The 26,530-nt window shown below is 40.9% G+C and carries 25 protein-coding genes and 2 pseudogenes; 16 read left to right on the top strand and 11 right to left on the bottom strand.

Annotated elements, in window-relative coordinates:
* The first annotated feature begins 67 nt into the window (after positions 1-67).
* From FBB35_RS30605 to FBB35_RS30575, 7 genes are all read left to right on the top strand, one after another.
* Entirely contained in the window at positions 68-394 is a 327-nt protein-coding gene (locus FBB35_RS30605) for a DUF6464 family protein (protein WP_012411375.1), read from the top strand.
* Positions 395-620: 226 nt separating this feature from the next.
* The gene (locus FBB35_RS30600) at positions 621-1,865 is read left to right on the top strand and encodes an ABC transporter substrate-binding protein (protein WP_174712756.1); all 1,245 of its coding nucleotides are present in this window, start codon (positions 621-623) and stop codon (positions 1,863-1,865) included.
* 7 nt (positions 1,866-1,872) lie between these two features.
* Complete coding sequence (locus FBB35_RS30595; RefSeq protein WP_174712755.1) at positions 1,873-2,823, top strand: branched-chain amino acid ABC transporter permease; 951 nt, start codon at positions 1,873-1,875, stop codon at positions 2,821-2,823.
* Positions 2,824-2,837: 14 nt separating this feature from the next.
* Positions 2,838-3,440 (top strand): Uma2 family endonuclease, encoded by a 603-nt coding sequence (locus tag FBB35_RS30590; RefSeq protein WP_174712754.1) that lies wholly within the window; start codon positions 2,838-2,840, stop codon positions 3,438-3,440.
* Between the two features lie 15 nt (positions 3,441-3,455).
* Complete coding sequence (locus FBB35_RS30585; RefSeq protein WP_174712753.1) at positions 3,456-4,418, top strand: branched-chain amino acid ABC transporter permease; 963 nt, start codon at positions 3,456-3,458, stop codon at positions 4,416-4,418.
* A gap of 47 nt (positions 4,419-4,465) precedes the next feature.
* Positions 4,466-5,236: an ABC transporter ATP-binding protein gene (locus FBB35_RS30580; protein ID WP_174712752.1), complete on the top strand. Its 771-nt coding sequence runs from the start codon at positions 4,466-4,468 to the stop codon at positions 5,234-5,236.
* Between the two features lie 179 nt (positions 5,237-5,415).
* Positions 5,416-6,230, top strand: a protein-coding gene (locus FBB35_RS30575; RefSeq protein WP_174708067.1) for an IS5 family transposase whose coding sequence is annotated in 2 segments (ribosomal slippage) — positions 5,416-5,782 and positions 5,782-6,230 — 816 coding nt in all. Because the reading frame shifts where the segments join, the coding sequence is not laid out codon by codon here.
* Here FBB35_RS30575 and FBB35_RS30570 read toward each other — a convergent pair.
* Together FBB35_RS30570 and FBB35_RS30565 are read right to left on the bottom strand one after the other, a co-directional pair.
* Positions 6,169-7,038 (bottom strand): annotated as a pseudogene (locus tag FBB35_RS30570) (Rpn family recombination-promoting nuclease/putative transposase). The gene FBB35_RS30575 and the pseudogene FBB35_RS30570 overlap by 62 nt on opposite strands.
* A gap of 59 nt (positions 7,039-7,097) precedes the next feature.
* Positions 7,098-7,937: a DUF4351 domain-containing protein gene (locus FBB35_RS30565; RefSeq protein WP_174712751.1), complete on the bottom strand. Its 840-nt coding sequence runs from the start codon at positions 7,935-7,937 to the stop codon at positions 7,098-7,100.
* Between the two features lie 177 nt (positions 7,938-8,114).
* On the opposite strand from FBB35_RS30565, the gene FBB35_RS30560 reads away from it, so the two are divergent.
* The 7 genes and pseudogenes from FBB35_RS30560 to FBB35_RS30530 form a co-directional block, all read left to right on the top strand.
* Positions 8,115-8,846, top strand: a complete 732-nt coding sequence (locus tag FBB35_RS30560) for an ABC transporter ATP-binding protein (RefSeq protein WP_174712750.1) — start codon at positions 8,115-8,117, stop codon at positions 8,844-8,846.
* Positions 8,847-8,879: 33 nt separating this feature from the next.
* Positions 8,880-9,443: a Uma2 family endonuclease gene (locus FBB35_RS30555; RefSeq protein ID WP_174712749.1), complete on the top strand. Its 564-nt coding sequence runs from the start codon at positions 8,880-8,882 to the stop codon at positions 9,441-9,443.
* A gap of 29 nt (positions 9,444-9,472) precedes the next feature.
* Positions 9,473-9,706, top strand: coding sequence for a DUF1493 family protein (locus FBB35_RS30550; RefSeq protein WP_174712748.1), 234 nt, complete (start codon positions 9,473-9,475; stop codon positions 9,704-9,706).
* A gap of 280 nt (positions 9,707-9,986) precedes the next feature.
* Complete coding sequence (locus FBB35_RS30545; protein WP_174712747.1) at positions 9,987-10,634, top strand: histidine phosphatase family protein; 648 nt, start codon at positions 9,987-9,989, stop codon at positions 10,632-10,634.
* Positions 10,635-10,718: 84 nt separating this feature from the next.
* Positions 10,719-11,744 (top strand): glucokinase, encoded by a 1,026-nt coding sequence (locus FBB35_RS30540; RefSeq protein WP_174712746.1) that lies wholly within the window; start codon positions 10,719-10,721, stop codon positions 11,742-11,744.
* Positions 11,745-11,789: 45 nt separating this feature from the next.
* Positions 11,790-12,395 carry a hypothetical protein gene (locus tag FBB35_RS30535; protein WP_174712745.1) on the top strand — a complete coding sequence of 202 codons (606 nt, stop codon included), beginning with the start codon at positions 11,790-11,792 and terminating at the stop codon, positions 12,393-12,395.
* A gap of 401 nt (positions 12,396-12,796) precedes the next feature.
* Positions 12,797-13,427 (top strand): annotated as a pseudogene (locus tag FBB35_RS30530) (IS4 family transposase); the annotation flags it as partial.
* A gap of 147 nt (positions 13,428-13,574) precedes the next feature.
* On the opposite strand, the gene FBB35_RS30525 reads toward FBB35_RS30530, so the two are convergent.
* Complete coding sequence (locus FBB35_RS30525; RefSeq protein ID WP_163935789.1) at positions 13,575-14,006, bottom strand: biotin carboxylase; 432 nt, start codon at positions 14,004-14,006, stop codon at positions 13,575-13,577.
* A 217-nt stretch (positions 14,007-14,223) separates the two neighbouring features.
* Here FBB35_RS30525 and FBB35_RS30520 point away from each other — a divergent pair, with 217 nt between their 5' ends.
* Positions 14,224-14,835 (top strand): hypothetical protein, encoded by a 612-nt coding sequence (locus FBB35_RS30520; RefSeq protein WP_174712744.1) that lies wholly within the window; start codon positions 14,224-14,226, stop codon positions 14,833-14,835.
* Between the two features lie 295 nt (positions 14,836-15,130).
* Here FBB35_RS30520 and FBB35_RS30515 read toward each other — a convergent pair whose 3' ends face one another.
* The 6 genes from FBB35_RS30515 to FBB35_RS35220 all read right to left on the bottom strand — a co-directional run bounded on the left by FBB35_RS30515 (position 15,131) and on the right by FBB35_RS35220 (position 22,902).
* Positions 15,131-16,333 carry an alpha/beta hydrolase gene (locus FBB35_RS30515; RefSeq protein ID WP_174712743.1) on the bottom strand — a complete coding sequence of 401 codons (1,203 nt, stop codon included), beginning with the start codon at positions 16,331-16,333 and terminating at the stop codon, positions 15,131-15,133.
* 233 nt (positions 16,334-16,566) lie between these two features.
* The gene (locus FBB35_RS30510; RefSeq protein WP_174712742.1) at positions 16,567-17,394 is read right to left on the bottom strand and encodes a hypothetical protein; all 828 of its coding nucleotides are present in this window, start codon (positions 17,392-17,394) and stop codon (positions 16,567-16,569) included.
* A 31-nt stretch (positions 17,395-17,425) separates the two neighbouring features.
* The gene (locus FBB35_RS30505; RefSeq protein ID WP_174712741.1) at positions 17,426-18,385 is read right to left on the bottom strand and encodes an IS630 family transposase; all 960 of its coding nucleotides are present in this window, start codon (positions 18,383-18,385) and stop codon (positions 17,426-17,428) included.
* A gap of 12 nt (positions 18,386-18,397) precedes the next feature.
* Complete coding sequence (locus tag FBB35_RS30500; protein WP_174712740.1) at positions 18,398-20,908, bottom strand: NACHT domain-containing NTPase; 2,511 nt, start codon at positions 20,906-20,908, stop codon at positions 18,398-18,400.
* Positions 20,909-21,549: 641 nt separating this feature from the next.
* Entirely contained in the window at positions 21,550-22,458 is a 909-nt protein-coding gene (locus FBB35_RS30495; protein ID WP_174712739.1) for a shikimate dehydrogenase, read from the bottom strand.
* 90 nt (positions 22,459-22,548) lie between these two features.
* Positions 22,549-22,902 carry a lmo0937 family membrane protein gene (locus FBB35_RS35220; protein WP_254625734.1) on the bottom strand — a complete coding sequence of 118 codons (354 nt, stop codon included), beginning with the start codon at positions 22,900-22,902 and terminating at the stop codon, positions 22,549-22,551.
* A gap of 66 nt (positions 22,903-22,968) precedes the next feature.
* On the opposite strand from FBB35_RS35220, the gene FBB35_RS30485 reads away from it, so the two are divergent.
* A complete protein-coding gene (locus FBB35_RS30485; RefSeq protein ID WP_174712738.1) occupies positions 22,969-23,907 on the top strand; it encodes an alpha/beta fold hydrolase in 939 nt (312 codons plus the stop codon).
* 292 nt (positions 23,908-24,199) lie between these two features.
* Here FBB35_RS30485 and FBB35_RS30480 read toward each other — a convergent pair whose 3' ends face one another.
* Together FBB35_RS30480 and FBB35_RS30475 are read right to left on the bottom strand one after the other, a co-directional pair.
* Positions 24,200-24,850: a hypothetical protein gene (locus tag FBB35_RS30480; RefSeq protein WP_012410578.1), complete on the bottom strand. Its 651-nt coding sequence runs from the start codon at positions 24,848-24,850 to the stop codon at positions 24,200-24,202.
* A gap of 292 nt (positions 24,851-25,142) precedes the next feature.
* Positions 25,143-26,516, bottom strand: coding sequence for a DUF2330 domain-containing protein (locus FBB35_RS30475; RefSeq protein ID WP_174712737.1), 1,374 nt, complete (start codon positions 26,514-26,516; stop codon positions 25,143-25,145).
* Between the last annotated feature and the right edge of the window lie 14 nt (positions 26,517-26,530).

Raw genomic sequence — 26,530 nt, 5'->3', positions numbered from 1 at the left:
GCACTTCCGTAAACCAGAGTGCAACATCAGGGACAATCGATCAGCGCACAGAAGAGGTAAAAAGAAGGTGTTAAAGACACTTTTAGTAATTGCCGTTGGTTTTTTACCGTCCCTGATTTCTCTGTGGGCGATCCGCAAAACCCATGCGCGATCGCGCCTACGGATGAGGCAAGCAGCCATGAATTTTTCAGTAGTGCAGGGACGGCAAAACCTTAGACCGATTGAAAGCGATCGCTATTATTTAGAAGGGGTAGGTTATCTAATTGGCGATATCAGCTGCAAATTTAATGCCCGCTCTGGTTATATGCGTTGTGCTGTTAACCCTGACGGCCCATGTAATGGTTGCCGTCACTATGAACCTAAAGGATTACCTGGTAGCGAAAAAGGGGTTTAAAAGTGCTTACTTAGGATTCAACTAAACTGATGGGGAATGATAAAATCATTACTAATTATAATAATTTGTATTTAGCAGCACTTTGAATATTTGTCTTTGCATGGTGAAATAAGAATGATTTAATAGAATTCGTGCAAAAGTATAAATCTGCGTCATTTTGTTTGTAGATTATGAAAATTACTGTGAGCTTTTGCCGAATATCTAATAACTACATGATTATTTAACGATGAACAACGCGATCGCTCAGACAACAGCATTATTATCAACTTGCGCTTTGCTACTAACAGGCTGTGGTGGCGGTAGCTCTGTGACAAATACTCCAAATAGTAATCCAAATAACACTACTACTAACACTGCCCAGACAACGACTACATCGGGTGCGATTCCCATCGGTATTGCCTTAGCACAAACCAGCAACGTAGCATTACTCGGTCAAGAGGGATTTGTGGGGGCCAAAATTGCCGAGAAGTATTTCAATAGCAAAGGTGGTATTAACGGCACTCCGATTAAATTAATAGCCCAAGATACTAGCGGTGATGAAGCTGGAGCAATTAACGCTTTTCAAACTTTAATTAACAAGGATAAGGTTGTCGGTATTGTTGGCCCTACTTTATCACAGCAAGCTTTTAGTGCTGACCCCGTTGCCGAACGTGCTAAAGTTCCAGTTATTGGAGCATCAAATACCGCAAACGGAATTCCAGAAATCGGTGATTATGTAGCTCGCGTATCTGCACCTGTTTCTATAGTTGCCCCTAATTCGCTTAAAGCTGCACTCAAGCAGAATCCTCAAATTAAAAAAGTAGCAGTTTTTTACGCCCAAAATGATGCTTTTAACAAATCAGAAACGGAGATTTTTCAAAAAGCAGTTAAAGAGCAAGGGCTAGAATTAGTAACAGTTCAAAAGTTCCAAACTACTGATACCGACTTTCAAGCACAAGCTACTAATGCAATTAATTTAAAACCAGATTTAGTAATTATTTCAGGACTAGCTGCTGATGGTGGTAACTTAGTGCGGCAACTGCGAGAGTTGGGTTATAAAGGCATAATTATTGGTGGTAATGGTCTGAATACACCCAATGTTTTATCAGTGTGTAAAGCCCTTTGCGATGGTGTGCTGATTGCTCAAGCGTACAGTCCTGAATATCCTGGTGAGATTAATAAGACATTTCGCCAAACCTATATTGAGCAATACAAAAAAGAACCAGCCCAATTTACTGGTCAATCTTTTGCGGCGGTGCAGGTGTATGTTGAGGCTCTGAAAGAGTTGGATAAAAAAACCAAAATCAGCACATTACCTCTTGATAAACTGCGGACAGAATTGAACAAGCAAATATTAGCTGGAAAGTATAATACACCTTTAGGCGAGATTGCTTTTACACCAGTAGGGGATGTGATTCAAAAAGAATTTTACGTCGCCCAAATCAAGATGGATAAAGATGGAAATACTGGAAAATTTGTATTTATAAAATAGTTGCAATATGGATATTACTCTATTTCTGCAACAATTTTTGAACGGATTATCTATTGGTAGTATCTATGCAATTTTTGCATTGGGATATACCTTAGTTTATTCTATTCTGGGCATCATTAATTTAGCTCATGGTGCGATTTTTACCTTGGGTGCATATTTCACTTATGCCCTTATGGGTGGTAACTTTGGATTTAATGGTTTGCTAGCGAATGCAGTCTTACCAATAAAATTACCATTTGCTATAGCCTTGATTTTAGGAAGTACCTTAGCGGGATTAATCGGGGTAGTGATGGAACGGGTTGCTTTTCAACCTTTACGCCGTCAAGGATCTGATCCCTTGCTAACTGTTGTTTCCAGCTTGGGGGTAGCAGTGGTAATTGTGAACTTAATCCAGTATTTGGTAGGCGCAGAAAGTTACACATATCCCGCAGATACTTATGGGAATTTACCACCTTCAATTAACTTTGGTACTCCAGAAAAGGAAATTCCTATTCGCACCGTTCAGATAATAATTTTTGCTGTATCAGTTGCGATTGTGGCAATTATTACCTACTTTATCAATCGAACTAAGTATGGTAAAGCAATGCAAGCGATCGCAGAAGATCCGACTACAGCTAGTTTGTTAGGCATTAATAGCGATCGCTTTATCATCCTCACATTCTTCATCAGCAGTTTCTTAGCAGGATTAGCAGGAACCTTAGTCGCCTCTAGTGTTAGTATTGCTGGCCCATATTTCGGCATTGCTTTTGGGTTGCGGGGTTTAGCGGTAATTGTCTTAGGTGGTTTAGGTAGTATTCCCGGCGCAGTTTTAGGAGGATTACTCATTGGATTAGTTGAAGCTTTTGTGCCGGCAGAATATTCCGGTTACAAAGAAGCTGTAGCTTATGGAATATTATTTATCATGTTATTAGTTAGACCCCAAGGTTTGCTAGGTCGTCGGTTTATTCAGAAAGTTTAAAGAGACATAGCGTGATGAAAATATATACCAAACAAAAATTAACTTTTGATGATTTTTTGGAACAGTGCCCAGAGAAAGGTTTATATGAACTTGTGGATGGGGAAATTGTAGAAGTGCGTGCAACTAGAAATCATGATGATGTCGCCAATTTTATGTTATTTGGTTTAAATGATGAAATTAGACGACTAAACCTTAATTATGTAGTTAATAATACAGCAGTTTTTAGAACTGTAACTGCCAATGGAATTGAACAAGGACGCAAGCCTGATGTAAGTGTCATAGATAAAGATGTATGGCGCTCAAATCGTTCTGCTTATTCTGCACTTGAAAAACCCATCCAGCTAGCTATCGAGGTAACATCAACTAATTGGGAAGATGACTACATTGATAAACTAGATGAATATCAACGGTTAGGTATTACAGAATATTGGATTGTAGATTATTTGGCAATTGGTTATAGAGAGTATTTGGGAAATCCCAAAGTTCCAACTGTGTTTGTTTTTCTATTAAATGCTGAGGGTAAATATCAACACACATATTTTAGAGGTTCCGAACGAATCGGGTCACGAACTTTTCCTGAACTGGCGTTAACAGCAGAGCAAATATTAACAGCTTAATCAAAGTATTTTACAATGGCTGAATTTTTCTCTACTTATGAATCACCAATAGTCTACATGGTATTGGAGGCTTTATTAGGATTATCGCTTTATTTACCCCTAATGGCTGGACAATTGTCTTTGGCTAGTCCTGGATTTTATGCGTTAGGTGGATATATTGCAGCGATTTTATCTACAAAAGTTTTTCCATCTAGTAATAATTTATTTCCCATTCCATTACTTTTATTAGAAATGTTAATTGCTGGTTTAATCTCCGGTATATTAGCCGTAATAGTGGGAATTCCGGCATTGAGATTACGGGGAATTTATTTAGCGATCGCAACTATTGCTTTTGTAGAAGTTTTACGAGTTGTATCCTTAAATTTAGATATCACAGGCGGTGCTGTCGGGATTTTTGGTATTCCTCAACCGTTCCAAAGCCAAATTGAATATTTGTGGATTGCCATACCATTACTATTAATTAGTATGGTATTATTTTACCGTTTAGAACGTATTCGTACAGGTAGGGCATTCATTGCTATCCGCGAAGATGAATTAGCTGCCAGTGCAATGGGAATTGACCCCACTTACTACAAAGTTTTAGCTTTTACTCTCGGAGCAATGCTTGCCGGAATTGTAGGTGTGATTAGCGCTCATTTTCTCAATACCTGGAATGCTCGACAAGGTACTTTTGATGCTAGTATTACCTATTTAACAATTGTATTAATTGGTGGTTCTAGAACTTTTTTAGGTTCGGTTGTCGGTGCTATTGTATTGAAAGTATTATTAGAAATTGTTTTACGAAGAATAGCAGATATAGCAGGATTACCCAATTGGTTATCTCAATTTTTACGCGATGGTAGATTAATTATTTATGGTATTCTAATAGTTTTAGGAACTATATTTTTTCCCCAAGGGTTTGTAACTCCAGATATTTTGAAAACGCTTAAAAAGCAATTGATGAAAATATTTTTCAAGGCATCAAAGCAGAGAAGCTAATAAATAGAATAAATTAAATTTATTAAAGCTAAATATTATTATGTACAATGACAAATAACATTGTTTTAGAAGCCAAGTCACTGACTCGCCGTTTTGGGGGTTTAGTGGCTGTGAATAATGTATCTTTTACAGTCAATCAACATGAGATTTTTGGATTAATTGGCCCTAACGGTGCTGGGAAAACAACACTGTTTAATTTGATTACAGCTTTTATTCCCCTTTCTAGTGGAGAGTTGCGCTATCAAGGTGCTAATATTTCCCAACTACGCCCGCATCAAATTGCAGGTTTAGGTATTGCTCGGACTTTTCAAAATATTCGCTTATTTGGGGAATTATCAGCATTAGAAAATGTCATAATTGCCCGACATTTGGACAATAAAAGTAATTTATTAACAGGAGTTTTGGGATTACCACCAGCCCGTCGGGAAGAGAAAAAAAGCAGGCGAAAGGCTTTACAATTATTGGATATGGTGGGCTTGAGCGATCGCGCTGACGAAAAAGCCAAAAATTTTGCTTACGGCGATCAGCGTCGGCTGGAAATTGCCCGCGCTTTAGCCTTAGAACCGCAAATCTTACTTCTCGATGAACCTGCGGCGGGGATGAACCCCAATGAAAAGCAGCAACTCAGCGAATTTATCCGCAGTCTGCGAGAACAATTTAATTTAACAATTGTGCTGATTGAACATCATGTACCCTTAGTTATGGGTTTGTGCGATCGCATTGCCGTGTTAGATTTTGGGCAGTTGATTGCTTTGGGTGAACCATCTGTAGTTAGAAACGATCCGGCTGTAATTGAAGCTTATTTGGGAAATGATTGATAACTAACCGGGGAATTACAAAATCTGTTGCAATTCCTCAATAGTATTTGCAGTTACAATATTCCGTAAAATTGTCTTCAAACGCTCTAAGAGCTGATTCGTAAAGAAAATCTAAAGAAAACTGAATCCGGTTTTGTTCAGGTTATAGGCTAAGTCGAGTGTAATTTATGTTGTAGTCGATGAGCCGTCTACCTGCGATTGAAAATCCACAGCGTAAACCCTACCCAAGTGATTTAAGCGATGCCGAATGGTTAATTATCAAGCCCTTTCTACCAAAACCTAAAGGGTTTGGGCATCCTGTAGAAGTAGATTTACGAGAAATTTTGAATGCTATTTTCTATGTGCAACGTACCGGGTGTCAGTGGGAAATGCTACCCCATGATCTTCCACCTTACACAACAGTATACGGCTACTTTCAGAAATGGCAGCGCAAAGGAATATGGCAGAAAATTCACGACCAAGTGCGCCATCAACTGCGACAAGATTTGGGCAGAGACGAACACTCTAGCGTTGCGATCGCCGATTCTCAGTCAGTGAAGACAACGGAAAAAAAGGGGAAGTCTACGGTTTCGATGGTGGTAAGAAAGTTAAAGGCCGTAAGCGACATATAGTTGTGGATTCTCAAGGTTTGTTGATTGGCGTTTTAGTGACTGAAGCTAATGCGTCGGAACGTTTGGGGGCTGTGGTTGTACTCCATGAATCGGCTCAGGAATTGTCTAAATTGGAAGTTGTTTGGGTAGATCAAGGCTATTCTGGTGAAAACTTTGCTCAAGCTGTCAAGCAAGTTTGCGGAGAACAGGTTCGTGTTGAGGTGATTGAGAGAATATCGAAAACATTTGAACGATTACCCAAGCGGTGGATTGTGGAAAGGACATTCGGCTGGCTCAATCGATTTCGGCGTTTGAGCAAGGATTATGAGTTGTACACAGAGATCAGTGAAGCCATGATTTACGGCTCATTGATTCGTCTGATGGTAAAACGAATGGCAGCTTAATCTTTTGTTTACGAATCAGCTCTAAATCCTGAATCTGATTAATTTGTAGCATTAAGTTTAAGCCGCGATCGCCAAATTTTAACTCTAAATTAATTTCAATCGCAGAAAGTATTCCTTGCAGTTCCCCGCGTGCTTCCCCGCGTGCTTCCCCTTCGCGTAAAATTTCTTGATATCAAGGTGACTCATGTAATATCGTCATATCCCACCTCATGATTTCTTGAACGAGTGTATTCTCTAAAACAAACGTAGCAAAAAAAGCTAGAGCTGTTTCCAGTTGGTTGAGTTCTTCATCAGCACGGAGAATTTGCAATGCTTCTCTAATAATAGATTCATTTTCACCACCTTTGAGAATGGGTACAAATGGCAGTAAGGATGGTAAGGGTTGTTGAAAAGCAATATTGACATCGATTTCCCACAGATTAATCACCCGGTAATCTTATATTGCCCGTAATCCTGCAATATTTGATGTAAAGCTTGTGGGTATTTCGTTGTTACCTGTTTTCAGAATATTGATAAGAACGGGGTATGTTGGTAAGTTATATTTTTCTTCTGCAAGTGCAGCATAAGCACGCATCCGACGCGGCATTTGGGATTGATAGCGTAACTGCAATTCGTTGAGAAGCAAAAATTCTCCATGTTGGGAGCTACTGACACGGATTAAAACATCACTTTCCCGGCTAATCCACTGAAATTCACTATTTAGAATTTCTCCAGCAACAATATCAGGAATTTGTGTTACCCATCTTACCCAGTTATTGGGTGCAAGACTGATTAATTTTTTGGTACTGACATCAGCAGGCTTCGTCATTCAGGTATAGATGCACTCAGTAAGTGAGATTTATCCTAACTTGAAATCTCAGATGGAATTCATGTAGACAAAATTTCCACAAATTCTTCTAAAGAATTTACAGCGATCGCGCTATCCATTAAAATTTCTAATTGTTCCACATTCTTGCCCTCAAGCCTTACTTCTACCTCATGGGAAATTTCGCCAAAGCGTTGTTCTAATACTCGGATTAACTGCCGTCGCGCACCCTCTTGAATACCTCTTTGCTCAATCTCGTGATACCAAGGCGATTCTCGCAATACTGCCATATCCCACCTCATGATTTGTTGCACTAAAGGCGTGTCTAGAACAAAGCTAGCAAAAAATGCCAGCAATGATTCTAATTGGTTCAACTGTGCATCTGCTCGTAGCGCCTCTAATGAGCGTTGCACAACTGATACCTCTCCCCCTCCTCGCAGAATTGGTACAAAGGGTAACAACGATGGTAGTGGTTGCTGAAACACTATTTCAGCATCGATTTCCCACAAATTAATCACGCGATAATCTTGGATGGCACGTAATCCCAAAAATTCTTGCTCGTAACTACTGACAATAGTTAAGGTGGATGGAGGCGGTAAAATGTTGATCAGTACTGGGTAAGTTGGTAATCGGTAGCGTTCTTGTGCTAGGGCTGTGTATGCTCTCATCCTTAGAGGCATCTGTGTTGTGTAACGCAGTTGTAGTTCATTTAATACGAGAAAATCTCCGTGAGTGGCACTGTATGCCTTCACCAACACATCTGTTTCGCGGCTAATCCAGTGAAACTCTGAACCCAAAATTTCTTTCGCCACGACTTCAGGACGCTGTGTTACCCACTGTACCCATGCATCGGGAGCTAAATTAATTAGTCCCTTGCTACCAATATATGCTGCTTTTGCCACAGGACACTTGATATATTTATCAGTAATTAATGGTACATCATAAAGATTGCAGTGTTCTGGCGTTGGTTTTTAAGTTGAAGCAATGTCTACGATTGAGTAGACTGATGCACTGTTTTAAGAAATGTATGATTGATGTATGTTAGGTTTTGAATCAACATTTCTGGATGTAAACCGCCGATGAAAGCCAATAGTAGACCAAACTATACAATTCTAGAAGTTCAAGAACTTGATGTTAACTATGGCGGTATTCAAGCTCTGAAAAAGATTAATTTAATTATTCAGAAAGGTGAAGTAGTTACTCTAATTGGTGCTAATGGGGCTGGTAAAACTACTACACTTCGCGCCATATCTAAAGTTGTTAATCCTAAGAGTGGCGGAATTATCTATAATGGACATAATATTACTCGCCGCCAAACTCACGAAGTTGTACAACTTGGTATCGCCCATTGTCCTGAAGGACGCAGAGTTTTAGCGCGACAAACAGTATTTGATAACTTACTTTTGGGTGCTTATATTCGCTCCAATCAAGCTGAGATAAAAGCAGATATTCAGCGCCAATTTGAGCTATTTCCCCGTTTATCACAAAGACGCAATCAACTAGCAGGAACCCTCAGTGGTGGCGAACAACAAATGTTAGCGATCGCACGGGCTGTAATGAGTAGACCACAACTCTTACTTTTAGACGAGCCTAGCTTAGGTTTAGCCCCTGCGATCGTCCGAGAAATCTTCTCGATTATTGAAAATCTCCGGACTACAGGCGTGACTATTTTGTTAGTTGAACAGAACGCTAATCTCGCATTACAAATTGCCGATCGCGGTTATGTTTTAGAAGCTGGCTCTATTACCTTAACAGGTGCAGCATCAGAATTAATTAGTGATGAGCGAGTTAAAAAAGCTTATTTGGGGTAATTAATTAAATGATAATTTGGGAGGTACAAGTAAATGGTAAAATCACCAACTAAAACCCTAACCTTAGAAAAGTTTTTAAAACTACCAGAAACAAAGCCTAGCTCAGAATACATCAACGGTCAAATTATTCAAAAGCCAATGCCTCAAGGAAAACATAGCAAATTACAGGGTAAGTTAGTCACAGGTATAAATGAAGTAGCTGAAAGTCAAAAAATTGCCCTGGCTTTCCCAGAATTGCGCTGTACTTTTGGCGAACGTTCAATTGTCCCTGATGTAGCTGTGTTTGCTTGGGAACGGATTCCCATAGATGAACATGGAGATGTGGCAAATGTATTTAAGACTTATCCAGACTGGACAATTGAGATTCTTTCACCAGATCAAAGCCAGACTAAAGTAACCGGAAATATTTTGCATTGTTTAAAGCATGGTAGTCGCTTCGGTTGGCTGATTGATCCAGATGAACGTTCTGTTTTAGTCTATCCACCAAAGCAGCAACCAGAACTTTTCCAAGAAGAACAAGAAATATTACCAGTTCCAGATTTAGTTAGCGGCTTTCAATTAACTGTAGGGCAACTATTTGGATGGTTGAAGTTATAAGCAATTGTATAGATATAATATCTGGCTTTATGTCATTTACAGAGAGATTTAATCAACTTGCAGCTATTGTTTCTAATGAACTGGGTGTGCAAACAAAAGATATTACTCTTAATACACGGCTTCGGGAAGACCTCAAAATAGATGGCGATGATGTTGATGTACTATTTTGTAAAATCGCTGAACAGTTTGGCGTAGATTGGCAAGGGTTTGTTTTTTACCGCTACTTCCATGAAGAACCACATTTATTTTCTTTAACTTTCTGAATCTTACTATCGCAAACGTTACGGTACGCTCAAAACAATTACCATCAGCCATCTACTATCAGTTATTGAGTATGGAGTTTGGTTTGAACCGTCCCAATCTGGTATTTACATTTAAATTCATTACACAATCTTATACTAATTTATACTGATAAGTTTTACTCATAACTTATATTATTACAAATTATTACAAATAATGTCCTATATTAATATTTGCAGCCCTCCTTGCAGATATCTATATTTGTTTAGCGGCGAATTCTATTCATCGGAATAATTAAACACCATGAGTCAAATAGTCTGGATAGCAAGACACGCTAACCGTCTCGATTTCGTAAACCCTGATTGGTTTCTCACAGCTGAACGACGCTACGATCCACCCTTGTCTGATGATGGTATGGTGCAGGCACAACATTTAGCGAAACGATTGAAAAAAGAAAATATTGGCCATATTTTCGCTTCGCCTTTCCTGCGAACCGTACAAACGGCAAACGCAGTTGCAGAAATGCTCAACTTGCCAATTAAATTGGAAACAGGTTTGAGTGAATGGCTAAATCCAGTTTGGATGACAGAAGAACCCGAAAGACTCTCAACTCCAGCTTTGGCAAAATTATTCCCCAGAATTGACACCAGCTATACTTCGCGCATCGCCGCCAAATATCCTGAAACTCATGAAAAAGTGCGAGAACGTTCAGGGCAAACTGCCAGATGTTTAGCTACTGAGTTCTTCCCAGAGGATATCCTGCTAGTCGCACATGGGGCATCTGTGTTGGGGGGAGCAATGGGGCTAGTAGGGGAAATTGCCAAAACAGAAGTTAAAGCTTCTTTATGTTCGTTGGTAAAAGTGGTACGCGAAGATCCAGAATGGTTATTGGAACTAAAGGGAGATACTTCCCATTTAACCCACATAGAGGAAGTGATTCGATTTGCTTAAACCTCTGATAGATATTTGTGTTCATAGCTTCTGGTAGGTTGGGTATATCCCACAAATAAAGTAATTAATCCCCGAATAAATTCTATGACTTTATTACTAGCAGGAGACATCGGCGGTACGAAGACTATTCTGCAATTGGTTGAAACGTCAGATTCACCAGGTTTACATACTATTTATCAGGAAAGTTACCACAGTGCCGACTTTCCTGATTTAGTACCCATAGTGCAGCAGTTTTTGGTCAAAGCTAATACACCAATACCAGAAAAGGCGTGTTTTGCGATCGCAGGGCCTATTGTCAAAAATACTGCCAAACTAACCAATTTAGTTTGGTTCCTGGATACCGAACGTCTACAAGAAGAATTGGGTATCCCGCATATTTCTCTGATTAACGACTTCGCCGCCGTTGGCTATGGCATTTCAGGTTTACAAAAACAAGACTTGCTGACGTTGCAAGTTGGCAAATCCGCAGACGATGCCCCCATTGGAATTATTGGTGCTGGTACTGGTTTAGGACAAGGATTTTTAATTAAACAGGGAAACGACTATCAAGTTTTTCCTTCAGAAGGTGGACACGCTGACTTTGCCCCTCGGAACGAGATCGAGTTTCAACTGTTGAGATACCTGCTGGGTAAACATGATATCCAGCGCCTTTCTGTAGAACGGGTGGTTTCTGGAATGGGGATTGTGGCAATTTATCAATTTTTGCGCGATCGCAAATTTGCGACTGAATCACCAGATATTGCCCAAGTCGTCAGAACTTGGGAACAAGAAGCCGGACAAGAAGAGAAAAGTGTCGATCCCGGTGCTGTTATTGGTACAGCCGCGCTAGAAGGACGCGATCGCCTTTGCGAACAAACCTTGCAGTTATTTATAGAGGCTTATGGTGCAGAAGCCGGCAATCTCGCCCTTAAACTTTTGCCTTATGGTGGCTTATACATTGCTGGTGGGATTGCGCCCAAAATTCTCCCTTTAATCCAAAATAACGGTTTCTTGTTAAACTTCACCCAAAAAGGCAGGATGCGCCGCCTTCTCGAAGAGATACCCGTGTATGTTATTCTCAACCCGCAAGTGGGGCTAATAGGTGCTGCTTTATGTGCTGCTAGGTTATAACAGCTAGCATCATCAGTGAGATCGGTATCTCAAAAGGCAAAATTTATGACAATTAAAAGTCTGTTGCCACTAATAGCCGCCACCTTTATCTGTGGTGGTTCTATTCTCGTGGAAGCGCGTCAACCCAAAACCCCAACGGCTGTTGTCAAACCACCAACAGTCCCTAAAATCGTGCAGCCAAAATGGAAATTATACACCGCTCCAGATGGGCGCTTTACTATTTTGATGCCGGGAAGACCCAACAGAAATACCGAATACCAAAAAACTTATATGGGGGAAATTACCTTAGAAATATTTGCCGCACAACCGCCAAAACAGGAAGTAGCATATATAGTTGTTTACAACGATTTTCCTTATAGTTATGGTAAAATAACCGACCCACAAGCTGTACTTAATAATGCACGGGATATGGCTTTAAAGACTACGAAAAGCAATTTAATTAGTCAAAGAAATATTCGTAGTTATAATAATCATCCTGGCAAAGAAATTGAGTACATCAATTCTGGAGGAAAAATCACTAAAAGTAGAATGTATGTTGCCGAAGGTAGGTTATATCAAGTAATGGCAATAACTACAAAAAAACAGCAGAAGACATTAGCTAAAACTATTACTGGGTATTTAAATTCCTTCAATCTAGTTTTGAAAAAGTGAAATAACTTAATCAAAAAACCACTCAGAAGTTTGACTACGCAAACAATAGCAGGTAGGGTGTGTTATGCCGGAGGCTGACGCACCTTGAATTTTTGAAGGTAGGTTGCACTGTGCGACAACACACCCTACATTAAAATTTCTTAACATAGGTAGAAATATTAGCATCGGCTAAATTACTAAAAAACATGGATTAAATAAAATACAAAGCTTCATCCTGTCTCTAGCTTCCCTCTCCTTTATAAGGCTACCGTGTATACACAAGTCGGATGTAAAGTAGGTGGAGAGGATTTTTGAGAAGCAAAAACTATGGATAATCCGATCTTAATTCACGCCTCAACGACACCAGGAACGGCATTTGGAGACCCAAGGTTGATAAAAAGGGGGCGGCATTATATGACGCGATTCGTCAGCACCAATCGATAAATATCCGTCAAATAAGTCGAAATTGGGCAGAACAGATGGGCTATTATCGGTTTTTGGAGAATGAAAACGTAACACTATCAGAACTAGTACGTAGCCTTTCGGATGATTGCCAGGCTCACGTGGCGGAACGGCACATATTAGCAATAAGCGATAGTAGCGAAATTAACTTGCAGTCTCATGTAGGTAGGCTGTCGCCGTCAGGATTATGAGTAGTAGGGAATAACACAGATGTAGGGTTTTATATCCATCCAACAATTGGTATTGGATAGTGAGAGTGGCTTTCCATTAGGATTAAGGACGGTAAAACTGTGGAGCCGAGCCATAAACCATGCAGACAAACATCAGCGAAACTATAAAAATTTACCAATTGAGGAGAAAGAATCTTACAAATGGTTAGCATCGGCAGAAAGTAGTCAGCGATGCTTTGAAGTGGGTGGAGCAAAAATGGTAACTCATATTGGCGATGCCTGCGGCGGGCTACGCCTACGCGAATCGGATCTATTTGATGAATTTGCCACTGTACCCAATAAAAACAATCAAATACTTGTCCGGGCTTGCCAAGACCGCCGATTATTAGGACGGTCTCAATCACTGTTCGACTACTTGAGTCAGCTTCTTGTGCGGAATAACGCACCAATTCCTAAATCTCAAATCTAAAATTGGTAAGCTAAAAATCTTTTAATTTGTATACGCCAAAAATAAATTTCTTGTGGGGTGGGCATTAGTTATGCAAATAAAATGCGCGACAGCTTGCTTTTACCTACGCACTTGACCACTAAATCCAGCAGCCTTAAACTGCTTCAGCTTCAACGGAGTAGGTTGATTTGCCGGTACAGTAATTCTCAGTTGAAAATCGCTAATCCCTGGCGGTACTTCAGTAATAGAACCTAATCGAGTGCGGTTTTGCATTACTGAGTCATTATTGGCATCATAGATGCGTCCAAAAATATCTGCGTCGTACACTGTTTTATTAGTGCCATTTTCTGCTTTGCCAATGACAATAAAACAATTGGCAGCCGCACTACCACTACTGATAACAGCCCCTTGTGCCAGTTCTGGTGGACAATCTTTATAAGAAACATCAAATAATTTAATCTGTGTCAAAGCTATAGCAGGGGGAGTAATCACCCACGATAGCAAGGCGATGATACAGGAAATAAAAACGACCGTGAGTGACCGCAACCGCATACAAGACCCCGTTACTTAATCCAAAAATATGTAACTTATAACCTCAGCTTACCTGAATTTAACTACAACGGGATTGAAGACTTTAATTTAACCTTTTGTACCCACTGTTATCAGAGGTAGGATTTTTGTGATATCCGTATAGGAATCATTAAAACTCCCCTACACACTCTAGAAAAAGTAATAATTAGGGAAATAAACCCTCAATTGCGATTAACTTATGACTCCAGATGAGATTGAAGCATCTATGGTCGCAGCCTTCAATGATTGTGATGCAGCAAGCTGTCCTCTCACTGACACGCAGAAACAGATTTTACTGCAAGTGGTCGAGCAAATTCAGGGAAATTCTACCTCTAGGGCATCAGATATTGCTAATCCTTTAGACGAACTTACACCAGAGGAGTTAGAAGCATTTTTACAGTTTGTTAAAGATGAAGAACAGCGCAACCGCACTTGGAAAGTGCAATTACTTAATGACTGGCTGCTAGAAAATGACTCTGGAACGGTACAATTTATCCGGGAACGCTATGGTTTACAATGGCTGAATCGTGTTGAGTCATGCCATTTTGATAAGTATTCTTATTTTGAGGATGCACTAAAGTTAAGAGTAGGCGATCGCATTGAAGTTTCTAATGCACTATGGGAATGGGTGCAAAAAGATGGGCCTTGTAAGCGCGAATGGTTTCCTTGTATGGTGATTAAGGTCGAGGAAATTAGCAACGGTGATGATTCCTCTACTAACTGCGTCGTCCGCTTCTTCAACGGCGCTGAGTATGAAATTCAAGGAATCTACGAATGGAATCGCTATAACTGGCGTTGGCCGCAGAAGTAGTGCTGAGTGCTGAGTAAATCTTATTGAGCCTTTGAACTTCATTAATGAACCTCTGGACTTCATTAATGAACCTCTGGACTCCATTAATGAGCCTCTGGACTCCATTAATGAGCCTTTGAACTCCATTAATGAGCCTTTGAACTCCATTAATGAGCCTTTGAACTCCATTAATGAGCCTTTGAACTCCATTAATGAGCCTTTGAACTCCATTAATGAACCTCTGAACTTCATTAATGAGCCTCTGAACTCCATTAATGAGTTTTTATGCTCTGATTACTGGTGTATGTTTATAAAATTATTGCTTAAACAACGCCCAAGCCAAAAACCTCTCGGTATGATACAACGCTAATTGATTGCTCACACCATTAAAAACGGCATCAAAAGCGTGTTCAGCCCAAGGAATTTGTATAAAAACCGCAGTATTGCCAGAGTCATGCAAACGTTCATACATCTGTCTGCCAAATCGCGCTTCTACCAAATGGTCACGACTGCCGTAAATTAATAAGGTTGGTGGTAAAGGGTGCGTTAAGTAATTTATGGGTGAAGCAATTTGATATTGATTAGGCAATTCTTCTAATGAACCACCGAGAAATGCTTTTAAAACAGCGCGGGTGTTGATAGGATCGGGAAATGGCGGTGTTTTGTATCCTCCAGGTAAGTTAACAGGGCCGTAATAGTTCACTACAGCACGAATAGGTGGTGCATCTGGTTGATAAGCTGCTAGCATTGCTAGATGGGCTCCCGCAGAACGTCCTATAAGTACGATACGTTCTGGATCGGCTTCATAACTTGCTGCATTTTTGCGAATAAAATTTAAGGCTGTACGCACGTCATCTAACTGGGCTGGAAACTGATATTTAGGTGCGTGTCGATAGTCGATCGCAAATACTGTATATCCCTGATGAGCGATATATTGATTAAACTCAGAATTGGCATGAGGGTTTCCATATTGCCAAGCTCCACCATAAATCACTATCACTGCTGGATATTTCCCTACCTGTGGGGGTTGGTAAACTTCCATTTTTAAAGGTACTCCCACAGGAGAGGCAAAAAGAATATCTTTTTGATAACGGATTTTACCTAATGCAATACCCCGAAAAGAATTAACTAAATCAAAGGGATGGGTTTGCATTTTAGCCCTTACTTGGACTGGAATTTTCTCTAGATAATCTGTTCCCAAACCTTGCTTCATTGCTTTATCCATCTGCATTTGAGTTAGTGGGATATTCACTAGTACCCATGCACATAGTAGCAATCCTATTGAACTAAAAATGGAAGCTAAACGCCGTATTTTATAGCGACGAATGCAGAAAAATGAAAGTAATAAAGAGAATAAATTTAATAACAATAACCAAGGACTGACTTCTGGCGCTCCCACCGCTAGCGTGAGTAAAGACATATTTGGAGGTGGAAGAAGAATCCAAGAACTAAGAAATAGACTTGTAAAACTTAATAATAATACAAGCCATGAAAAAACTATTTGGGGTTTAAAAAACATGTATTAATGCCTTTGCCTGTATAGTTCTTCAGGTTGTTGAAATTAGCGATCGCAATATTTCCTCTACCAATTGCCTCGTCTGCTTCTACAACGGTGCTGAGTACAAAATTTAATGCATCTACGAATAAAATGGCTACAATTGGTGCTGGTCACAGAAATAGTGAGAGGATGAACTGAATGAATAATTACTAAAGAGTACATCCTTTGCCATTTGCAGTTTTTTCTGAGTGCTGCTAATCTCTATCAATTTCAATTTTAAGGTTGGGTAATCCTTCTAATGGGCTAAGGTCGGTAACATCTGTATCTCCCAGAACTAATTCTCTAAGATTAGAAAGGTTAGCAAGCGGACTGAGGTCGCTAACAGGTGTTTTTGAAGGAAAAAAACTACTTCCAAAAAGGTTCACTTTACCTAAACATAGTTTACGTAAGCTATGACATTTAACAAGGGAACTAATATCAGTGACACCTGCTTCTGCTATGGTTAGGTTGACAAGATTGGGAAGGTCTGCTAAAGGACTGAGGTCATTGATTTCATTATTACTAAGTTCTAAATTTGTAATATTAGAAAGAGAAGTAAGTGGAATAATATCTTTTACTTTTGTTTGGTAAATACTTAAATTTTTTAGAGTAGAAACTTTTTTTAAAGAATTAATAACTTTAATTTGCTCAGACGATCCAAATGCAGCTCTATTCTCAAAAATTACTGCTCCTATACTTAGTGAGGTTAGTTTATCAAGATTGGCAAGTGGACTGAAATCTGTAATCTCATATTCAAGAATATTTAATTTTTTTAGATTAGTAAGGTTAGTTAGTAAATTTAGATTTTTGATACCTGTTTTTGATAAAACAAGAGTCTCAAGGTGAATCAGGGTTTTGAGGAACTCACAATCTATACTTTCATACTTACTAAAAATTCCCAAGCTAACTAAATTTTCTATCTTAGCTAAAGGACTAAAATCCCTTATTTTAACTTGATCTAAAGCCAGACTAGAGAGGCTAGAAAGATTAGACCATTGGCTAATGTCATTAAGTTTGATGCCACTTAAGTTTAGATGAGTCAACTTAGAAATAAGTGGTAGCGTATAGCGGTTATCAGTCTTGTGAGGTACAGTAGCAGCAGTGAGTAAACCAACCCAGCAAATTCTCTATTGTCACTTCTGCGAATGCCGTATCTAATGCCTGGAGTAAATCAGGGTATGTCCTTGCACCGATGCGACGGAGAATGTTCTTAATCTTGGACCAACAATTCTCAATCGGTGAAAAATCGGGAGAATAGGGGGGGAGATAAATGAGATGAGCGCCAGCAGCGATGAGCAAAGCTTCAAGTTCATCACTTTTATGGATTGAGCAGTTATCCATGATCACCACTGCACCAGGCCAAAGTTTGGGTACGAGCTTTTGGGCGATGAAGGCATCAAAAGTCAAAGCATCGATAGAACCTAAGCCACTCCATTGGGTGAGCAGTCCTTTCAAGCTAATTGCACCAATTACCGAGACATTTTTCCCTTTGCGGTTGGGCTTTTGAGCATAGGCCCGAAGGCCAGGCAAGGCGCGGGCACATTTGCGGATGAAGGACAGATTAACTCCCGATTCATCTAAGAAAATCAGCTCTTCGACGGGTATCCCCCTCAAGAGTTTCCAGTACTCAAATCGGGCTAGTTGGACTTCATCACTACCTTTTTTTGTGAGGTGGAGACTTTTTTTTTTGAGGTTGAGGTGAAGTTTCCAGCGAACCATCCGATTCACCGTAGCTACCCCAATTAAGACCTCTGTTTTCTCGTAAAGTCGTTCCCGCAATTCGCTTAACGTCGCATCGGGCTGTGCTATGACGAGTTGGCGCAGGATTTCTAACTGTTCAGCATTCAACTTTGTTGCTGTCTGCTCAGTCCGCACCTTGGGGCCTATCATCCCCAATTCTCGATGGCGTTTGAGTAAATTTTGCACAAAACTTAAGGTGACACCAAAGTTTTTAGCCAGTTTTCGTTGGGAAATGTCACCGCAGGCATAAGCATCAACTATTTTTTGACGCAAGTCGAGAGAGTAGGCTTTCATCACCACCAATTATCAGTAGAATTGCTCTCTCCTACTGTACTGAAGTAGACTGATAACCGCTATATTTATATCACACTTAATATCTTCTTGGCGAAAAGCTGTACCTAAAGATAAGTGAGTCAGCTTGGAAAGCTCTGCTAATGGGCTTAAATCATAGATTTCATCTGTTTCCAATATTCTTAATTTAGTAAGGCTCGTAAGCTTTTGCAGTGGACTCAAATCTTTTAAAGATAGCTTTTGTATAGTTAACTCGTTAATATGCTTAAGATGCTTAAATCCTTCCAATGAAACCAGAGTAGGGACATATACTTTGTTACTATGAGACAGTACCTTCTGAGCATAAGCATCACGGTCAAAAGCATCCCAAGCTTTACCTAATTCTCTACTTAACTCATAACGAGTATCTTTTGCATAATCAGTCAAAATTTCCATAGCAGCAGAACTACCAATCTTGGCTAATGCCTCTATACACCGAACAGTTTCCTCCTCAGAATAGTTTGGCTTAGGAGCAAGCAAAGGTGCGATCGCATCCCCAGCCCTGGCAACCATTATCACTTCGTCATCATCTTTGGGAGGCAACAAAGCTTCAGCTTGTTTAAGGACTTCAGCACGTATCTGAGGATCAACTTCTACGGTTGTTTCCAAACATGCCACCGCCAGCAAATGCAAATAATTGCGTTTATCTGGCATTTCGTTACCCTTATGAAGCAGCCTTTCAAGCAGTTCTTTACGCTCTCTGGGGCGACCTAGACCCGCAGCAACAATAATTGCTTCCCGCCATTGATCGTTGTAAGCATGTTGCAGGAGTACATTAATACTATCTTCATTAAGTGCTGCCTGTGCTGCAAGAAACTCTTGAAAGGTGCGGTGTGCAAAATCAATTTTCCCAACAGATGGTTCACGCAAAAGTGCTACTCTTTCCACAAATAGAGCGCGTATCTGTTTCCCAGTAACTTCTTTGGGAAGGGTCATCCCTGGCAGACGGCGGGTGAAGTGTGCATCAACTCGGTCTATTTCAACGTCAGAATAATTATTTTCCATCATCCAATAAGCAAAGGATTGGATTAAAGCCATTTTCTGACTGTCGGATAGACCACCTGGGTAAGACTCGTCAAGGTCGAGTTTGATTTTACGTCCGCGATCGCGGCTGTTCAACAGCATATCAATACACTCTTGGTAAAGCTTGATACGTTCTGTAGGCAGATTTTCACCACGCTCTCGATATAGCGCACAAATCATCGCACACAACAATGGTGTGGTTGCCAGTCGTCGCAACTCAGGACGTTGACGCAATAGACGTTTTAGGTCGGTTGCCCTACTCTGCAAATTAATCTGTTCATCTTCTGGACGACAAGCAGCTGCTAGAGCCTCATGCCACTGAGTAATAAACTGCTCGATATCAGTAGGACTCATGGACTGTAGTGACAGATTGAGAAATTGTGCTTGCTCCGTCCAAGTTTCCCAGTCCTGCCATTTTTCCCCTTGACCATCCTTTAGCCCAGCAGGACGTGATGTGACAACGTAACGCGCATAGGGAAAGTCTGCCACCAAGCCAGCAAGGGCATCAAAAAAATCTTGACGCTGGTTTCGTGGTAGTTCATCCACCCCATCAATCAATACCAATGCATATCCTGCCTCAAGGCATTGATGTACCCACCCCTTGGGCATAGTTTCGGCAATGTTACGAGCAATGAGTTTTGGGAACTCTTCTGGTGTGGGGAAACCTTTATCTACCAAAGACCTTAGCCGAATAAAAAATGGTATCAGTCGATTCCAAGACTCTAATGCGGGTGGAAAATCTTGTTTGGCAGCACGCACAGCTAGCCACTGGAGAAGTGTACTTTTACCAGCACCAGCCCCACCCCGAATCACTATCCGTCGGCAGTTAGCAAGTGTTTCGTCTACTGGAGATGTGCGTAAACTGGTTATTTTCTCATGCTGTTGAGCGTGAACTGCTATTTCTTCCGTTAGCTTTCTACTGATAATTTCTGCCTGTTGATTTTGCTCCTCTCGCCCATGCGGTGTTGCTGACAAGGTAACGTAGGCTATGCTGAGGCTTTGTCGAGCAGTGAGGGTATCCATTCGCGGCAAACCAAACATCTCCATCCGATCTAGTTGGCGGATGATGACTTCTCGATATTTCCTCTCAAACTCATTTTTGTCTCGTTGAGACTGTTCTTGCGATGTCTGGAGATGCTCAATAATTTTTTCTAGTCGCTGCAAACTCTCTGTAGTCGCAGCAAGTGTAAAACCTTCCAATTGTGGTGCTACTTCGATTATGCCTCTGCTTACTTCTTCTAACATCCGCTCATAGAGAGCAGTTTCATTGCGACCAAAGAGTTTGCAAGCCTCTGGATCAGCATTACCAAGATGTGTCGTTAAGGATTTTACATTCAAACTTAAATTTGTCAGCAACTCACTCGTTACCTCAACGCGACGCAATGTTTCCGCAATTTGAAGTTGAATCGCCGTGCGGCTTTCTTGGCTGATGCTTGCAGCTTCCATCTCGAAAATGGGCTGCATGTTTTCTATTATCTGCTTGGCAATCTTTTCAATACTTCTTTGTATCTTTTCTTGGTCACTAGGATTAGAAATAAAATTTTTAAGCTTGTCTACTATATTTTCTTCAACCGCGTTCTCTAATGAGCGATTTTTCAGGTAAGTAGAAATTATTATCTTTGCTATAGCAGGGCAGACAAGGGAAACAAGCGATCGCACAACAGCCATGAGTATTATTACAAAGTACTATTTAATTTTTAATGTAATTTATACAAAGCTGAATTAACCTTTTTTCGCCAGAACTTAAAGATAAATTAAGCAATACGATGTGTTACTTATTGCTGGGCAACAACATAGCACTAAAATGCAGACCTAAACTAAGGTGTGGTTTTGGAAGGGAAATTAATCCTTGATGGATAATATTTATCCAAGTGGCGATGTCTAGCAACAAGCCGCTTCTCTTCAAAACGCTGTGCGAAGGCATCGAGGCATTTACTCTCTGCCCAAAAGTGTACAGAAACCAGAAACAGAAGTATTATTAAACACTTCTGTTGATGAAAGCAGGATCAATATTTTTACTTGAATCGTGCCCCAGCACCGAAATTAATTGGCGTAACCTGAAAGCCAGAAATGCTAAAGAAGTGGTGTATGAGTTTTGGAATATCTTATTTCCCTAAACCCAGGTGATTTAATAAAGCTTGGCGCATTACTTCTACAGGTAAATTTTCCTGCTGTAACCAAATTTTTAATGCTGCTACCCCTTGCTGGACTAGCATTTCTAAGCCATCGATCGCAATTGCACCTTGTTTTTCAGCTTGCTCTAGAAATTGCGTCGGTTTAGGGATATATATTAAATCGTAAGCGATCGCACCTGTTGGTAAATTCGCTATTTCCTCTCGACTCAAAGGTGACTCGTCAACCTTGGGATACATCCCTATGGGGGTTGTGTTTACCAACAGATTAGCTTGGGGAATCAGCTTTGAAAGTTCCTCCCATTGGTGAACTTGCAAATTTTCACTTATAAGTGAATTCCTCCAACTATCGCGGAATTCTTGTAATCTCTGCACATTCCGGCCAACAACGTGAATTTTGGCAAAACCTAGTTGCTGACAACCTGCTACAACTGCCCTGGCTGCGCCGCCATTACCTAAAATTACCGCTACCTTCTGACTCCAATCTTGCTTATAGGTTGTCTGCAAAGGAGCGATAAATCCTTCTATATCCGTGTTTGTCCCCACCCATTGATTTTTTTGGCGACTAACAGTATTTACAGCACCGATAGTTTGGGCCAGAGGGGTAATTTCTGAGAGGAGAGGCATGATTGCCTGTTTGTGGGGGATTGTAACACTAAAGCCGACAACACCAATAGCGGCAAAGCCTGCGATCGCTATTTCTAAATTCTCTGGAGCTATAGGGAAGGGAAGATAAACATAATCTAATTTTAGTTGTGCGATATCTACGACGAGCTTCGCTAACGCAGCATTATGCATCACTGGCGATAACGAATGCTCTACCGGATGTCCAATTACCCCTAGTAGTTTAGTTCTGCCTGTAATCAATTTTTCATTTGTCATTTGTCAACAAATCAGTAGTGATTTTGCCTTGTTCAATTCTTATAGAGCAAGGATTCCAGTCTTTATTATCACTACATATTGACCCAATTCTTACACATCACGGGCTTTGAAAAAATTGTAAATGGCAAGTGCTATGGCTATAAGTAACACTGCATGAATTAAATTCCCAGCAATATGAAGTGCTAATCCCAATGCCCAAAAAGCAATCAGTACAACAACAATACCCCAAAGGATACCTAACATATATTTATTTACTTTTACTAAAATGATTTTTACTTGCTCACATATTTTATCGTTTAAGTTGAGTTTTATTCTATTTGTCCTGAGATAGGTTTGAAAATTTAAATCATCCTTCTTAAGAAATAATCCGAAAGCATTTATCGAAACAGAATTCAGGAGTAAGGAGTCAGAATTCAGTTGGGTATTCCATAGCTCAAGGCTCAAAAGTCAAAAGCTAACCCTCTGCTCTACACTACAATTATTAAAAGCTACTTAACAATTCTTTGAATCATGCAGGCAACTACAGCCCCCTCTACAACCCCAATTCCTGGTAAATATTGGCAGTGGCGCGGGCACAACGTTTACTATGTGCGTGCGGGAGAGAAGCAAGCGCAACGCCCGCCGTTGCTTTTGATACATGGATTTGGTGCTTCCACAGACCACTGGCGCAAGAATATCACAGGATTGTGTCAAGATTTTGAAGTATTTGCGATCGATCTTTTAGGATTTGGGCGATCGGCAAAACCAAAATTGCAGTACAGTGGCGACTTGTGGCGCGACCAACTCCATGATTTTATCAGTGAAGTAATTGGTCAAAAAGCAGTATTAGCGGGTAATTCTCTTGGTGGCTACGCTGGCTTGTGTGTTGCAGCACAGCGTCCTGACAGTGCTGCTGGTTTAGTTTTGCTCAACAGCGCCGGGCCTTTTAGCGAAAGGCAGCCTACATCTGAACCTGAAGCTTTACAATCAGAAATTCAGGCTCCCAAACAATCGGCTAATTTGCAAAAACTTCTTGGTGACGGCACTAAGTGGATTTTTCAACAACCTTTAGCCCAGTTTTTGTTATTTCAGTACGTGCGACAACGTTGGGTAATTCGCCAAACTCTAGAAAAAGTTTATCTTGACAAGAGTGCCATTACAGACCAATTAATAGAAGAAATTTCTCGCCCTGCTTACGATCCTGGTGCGTTGGATGTGTTTGTTTCAGTCTTTAGCACTCCTCAAGGGGAAAAAGTTGATGTGCTACTAAAGCAATTAACTTGTCCTCTATTAATGTTGTGGGGAGAAGCTGACCCTTGGATGAATGCTAGAGAACGTTCTCAAAAATTTCGTCAATATTATCCTGAACTCAGGGAACACTTTTTAACAGCCGGTCATTGTCCCCATGATGAAGTACCGGATAGAGTAAATCAACTTTTAGGGGATTGGGTTTTATCTATCAAGAATTAATATTAACCTCTCACTGTCTTGAACTTTATTAAAGTCTGTCCCTTTCCGACTTGGAGAAAGATAGATTTTGGTTAGTCAACAAGAGGAAAAGGGGCAGGGCAATACGGTTCGGATAAGCAGGGGAGGAAAGAGAGTTATTGTTCAGTAATTCTTCTCTCAAGAACACCTTCTCTTCTCCTCCTGTTCCCCCCTGCCCCGTTCCCCCTGCTCCCCTCTCTCTTCGGTCAAACCAGGGAGAGGTCTTTTTATTTTTGGGAAAGTTTGCAACGAACTGGCTCTCCTTCTTCCTTGTTTAAAACAATCCCTCCGATTCAGCGAATTTACGCAAACGTGGTATACACTGGCGCTGATAAAAACTGCTTAACGTCGGAATTGACAAGCTAAACTCCTCAGATAATTCTTTCCAGCTAACTTCAGGGGGTAGGCGTTTAAGAATTAACACCTGACAATTCACATCTGGTCGTCCTTTAATACAAGTACGGCGCAGTTCTCCTTCAGAATCGGTCTGAGCCCATGTTTCCAAGTCTTCCAAAATGGGAGGTGCCTGGGGGCTAGCGGGGAGATTATCTACAGGATCGATTGTTTCGCTTGTTCCACCCGATGTAGACTGACGAACCCGAAGAGGCACTGTGGTGGCTTGTTCCCGGTTCTGGTTAATGTAAAAGTCTTGTAGTCTACGTTTTAGGTAAGCATTTAGCCAGGTAATGATACTGCCATAGTTGGGGTCATAGATTTGACCAGTCAAACCATCACAAACATTTCGGCAGAAATACAACCAAGTTTGTTGTAGGGCATCTTGATAGTAGGGAGTACCTTCCCTCCAGAGTCTATTTGCTGTCAAGCGAATAATTTGCGTGAGCAGCTTCTGACGCTGAGGACTTCCAAGTGGGTGTCCACAGGCTTCGGTAACTAAGCGGCGTAGCTGTTCATCGAATTGAACCATGACAATCTTGAGGCAGAAAGCAAGAATATCTTAGTATTGCGTATAACAACGCCACAAAAAATTACCTTTCATCAAGATATTGGGCATTGGGAATTGGGCATCGATAAGAGATAGAGGGGACAAGGGAGAGGGGGGGACAAGGAAGAGGGGGGGACAAGGGAGAGACTTGTTGAATAATTCTCCCTTTATCCTCCCTGTCCCCCTCATCCTCCTAATCTCCCCTACCCCCTGCCCCCTGCCCCCTGCTCCCCTGCTCCCTGCCCCCTTACTTCTTCCCCAGTCCTCAGTTCCCTCAATATAATCCCAGCCAAGAAAATAAATTTTCCCACCAAGAATATGTCAGATTACCAACACTCAGTTTCATCTTGTTGCGAATGTCTTGGATCTTCCAGTTTGTGAGTTTAGCCAGAGTTTGCGCCTCTTGTTCAAAACGTTTGGGCAAAGACCGTTTATATTCTCTACCCGCCTGACATTTGAGTTCTCCTTGGAACGGATGTTGTAAAACATAACGCCCTTGGAAAAATTCACTGTTAGCAGTTTGTTGGAATATCAAGTCTTCAGGGAATTTGTCGCGGGTGTAGCGGACATGCAACCGGGAGATGAAGACGTTACTGTTTGGAAAGGGACGACGAAAGCGTGGGGATACTGGCACATCACTTGGAGAATTATCATCTAGCCAAAATACGCCTGCTTGCTTAAGCTCATCTGGGGTTAGAGGCTCGGCAGAACAAGGATCGCAACTACCCATATTCCAAGCGTATTCTAAAAAACCTACTTTCTTGTCTTCTTTGGTGTAGGCAGTTTGAAACATTGATTTGTAGAAGTCACCAAATTCATCTTTGACAAACAAAGGAACGTTTGTGTCGGAGGGGATTTTCACCGTCCGATAGTTAGTTATTTCTGCCTGTCCTTGGGGCGAGAGGATGTAGACAATCAAATCCTGCTCTGTCGTGGCATTAATCATGCCCAAACGAATTGGCAGCGTGAACTTAGGAGACTCGTAGGAAATTTGTAGCGGACGAAGGAACTGGTAGCCAGATTTCTCGAATTTATTTAAGTTGACTTTGGCAACAAAGAATTTCATTGAGGAGCGGATATAGGGTTTTAGTAACTGTTTCGCACCTCTAGGAATTTTGTAACCATTGCGTTGGAGCCAAGTTTCTAGTCCGCCAGATTCTTTAGCACTAAGGATCACGATGTCGTATTCGCCGACATTGAAACGTGCTTCGACTGTTACACCCAAACTGCGATCGTCCCTTGCATTCCCCGCCTCCATTCTTGCTGCTGGCGCTGGTGCTGCTGATAACTCTTGAGGGTAAACTGGGGCACAAGGATCTGGATCGAAATATTCTACCAATCGCGGCGCACTAAAAGCATCTAGGCGTTCGATAATCTTGGGTTCACTGACGCGAACTTGCTCTTTTTGTACCACTGTTGGCACTGGTACTACCATCGCAAAATCTTTAACTTCGCCTTGAAAATCGTTTGCCATTGTTAGGACGGTGCGATCGCCATCCCGTGCTATTACCACCTGAGAAGCTTTGTTATACAGTTTTGTATCAGCTTTAGCTACATAAAATCCACAAAATGCCCAAGCTGCTGGTGCAAAGCAGAAAACAGCTATGATTGCCAACAATAATGGCGTTAAAATTCGAAAAAACTTCATTTTATACCTCTACT

The organism is Nostoc sp. TCL240-02 (assembly GCF_013343235.1).
Lineage (GTDB): Bacteria > Cyanobacteriota > Cyanobacteriia > Cyanobacteriales > Nostocaceae > Nostoc.
Note: the sequence above shows the minus strand (reverse complement) of the source record. Positions and strands in the feature narration are given on the sequence as shown.

Coding starts and splice junctions, on each gene's coding strand:
- FBB35_RS30535 (WP_174712745.1), top strand. CDS start 11,790: ATGACAATTAAAAGTCTGTTGCCACTAATAGCCGCCACCTTTATCTGT.
- FBB35_RS30580 (WP_174712752.1), top strand. CDS start 4,466: ATGACAAATAACATTGTTTTAGAAGCCAAGTCACTGACTCGCCGTTTT.
- FBB35_RS30595 (WP_174712755.1), top strand. CDS start 1,873: ATGGATATTACTCTATTTCTGCAACAATTTTTGAACGGATTATCTATT.
- FBB35_RS30480 (WP_012410578.1), bottom strand. CDS start 24,850: ATGGTTCAATTCGATGAACAGCTACGCCGCTTAGTTACCGAAGCCTGT.
- FBB35_RS30520 (WP_174712744.1), top strand. CDS start 14,224: ATGACTCCAGATGAGATTGAAGCATCTATGGTCGCAGCCTTCAATGAT.
- FBB35_RS30505 (WP_174712741.1), bottom strand. CDS start 18,385: ATGAAAGCCTACTCTCTCGACTTGCGTCAAAAAATAGTTGATGCTTAT.
- FBB35_RS30545 (WP_174712747.1), top strand. CDS start 9,987: ATGAGTCAAATAGTCTGGATAGCAAGACACGCTAACCGTCTCGATTTC.
- FBB35_RS30560 (WP_174712750.1), top strand. CDS start 8,115: ATGAAAGCCAATAGTAGACCAAACTATACAATTCTAGAAGTTCAAGAA.
- FBB35_RS30500 (WP_174712740.1), bottom strand. CDS start 20,908: ATGCAGCCCATTTTCGAGATGGAAGCTGCAAGCATCAGCCAAGAAAGC.
- FBB35_RS30585 (WP_174712753.1), top strand. CDS start 3,456: ATGGCTGAATTTTTCTCTACTTATGAATCACCAATAGTCTACATGGTA.
- FBB35_RS30600 (WP_174712756.1), top strand. CDS start 621: ATGAACAACGCGATCGCTCAGACAACAGCATTATTATCAACTTGCGCT.
- FBB35_RS30475 (WP_174712737.1), bottom strand. CDS start 26,516: ATGAAGTTTTTTCGAATTTTAACGCCATTATTGTTGGCAATCATAGCT.
- FBB35_RS30495 (WP_174712739.1), bottom strand. CDS start 22,458: ATGACAAATGAAAAATTGATTACAGGCAGAACTAAACTACTAGGGGTA.
- FBB35_RS30590 (WP_174712754.1), top strand. CDS start 2,838: ATGAAAATATATACCAAACAAAAATTAACTTTTGATGATTTTTTGGAA.
- FBB35_RS30540 (WP_174712746.1), top strand. CDS start 10,719: ATGACTTTATTACTAGCAGGAGACATCGGCGGTACGAAGACTATTCTG.
- FBB35_RS30555 (WP_174712749.1), top strand. CDS start 8,880: ATGGTAAAATCACCAACTAAAACCCTAACCTTAGAAAAGTTTTTAAAA.
- FBB35_RS30550 (WP_174712748.1), top strand. CDS start 9,473: ATGTCATTTACAGAGAGATTTAATCAACTTGCAGCTATTGTTTCTAAT.
- FBB35_RS30525 (WP_163935789.1), bottom strand. CDS start 14,006: ATGCGGTTGCGGTCACTCACGGTCGTTTTTATTTCCTGTATCATCGCC.
- FBB35_RS30485 (WP_174712738.1), top strand. CDS start 22,969: ATGCAGGCAACTACAGCCCCCTCTACAACCCCAATTCCTGGTAAATAT.
- FBB35_RS30515 (WP_174712743.1), bottom strand. CDS start 16,333: ATGTTTTTTAAACCCCAAATAGTTTTTTCATGGCTTGTATTATTATTA.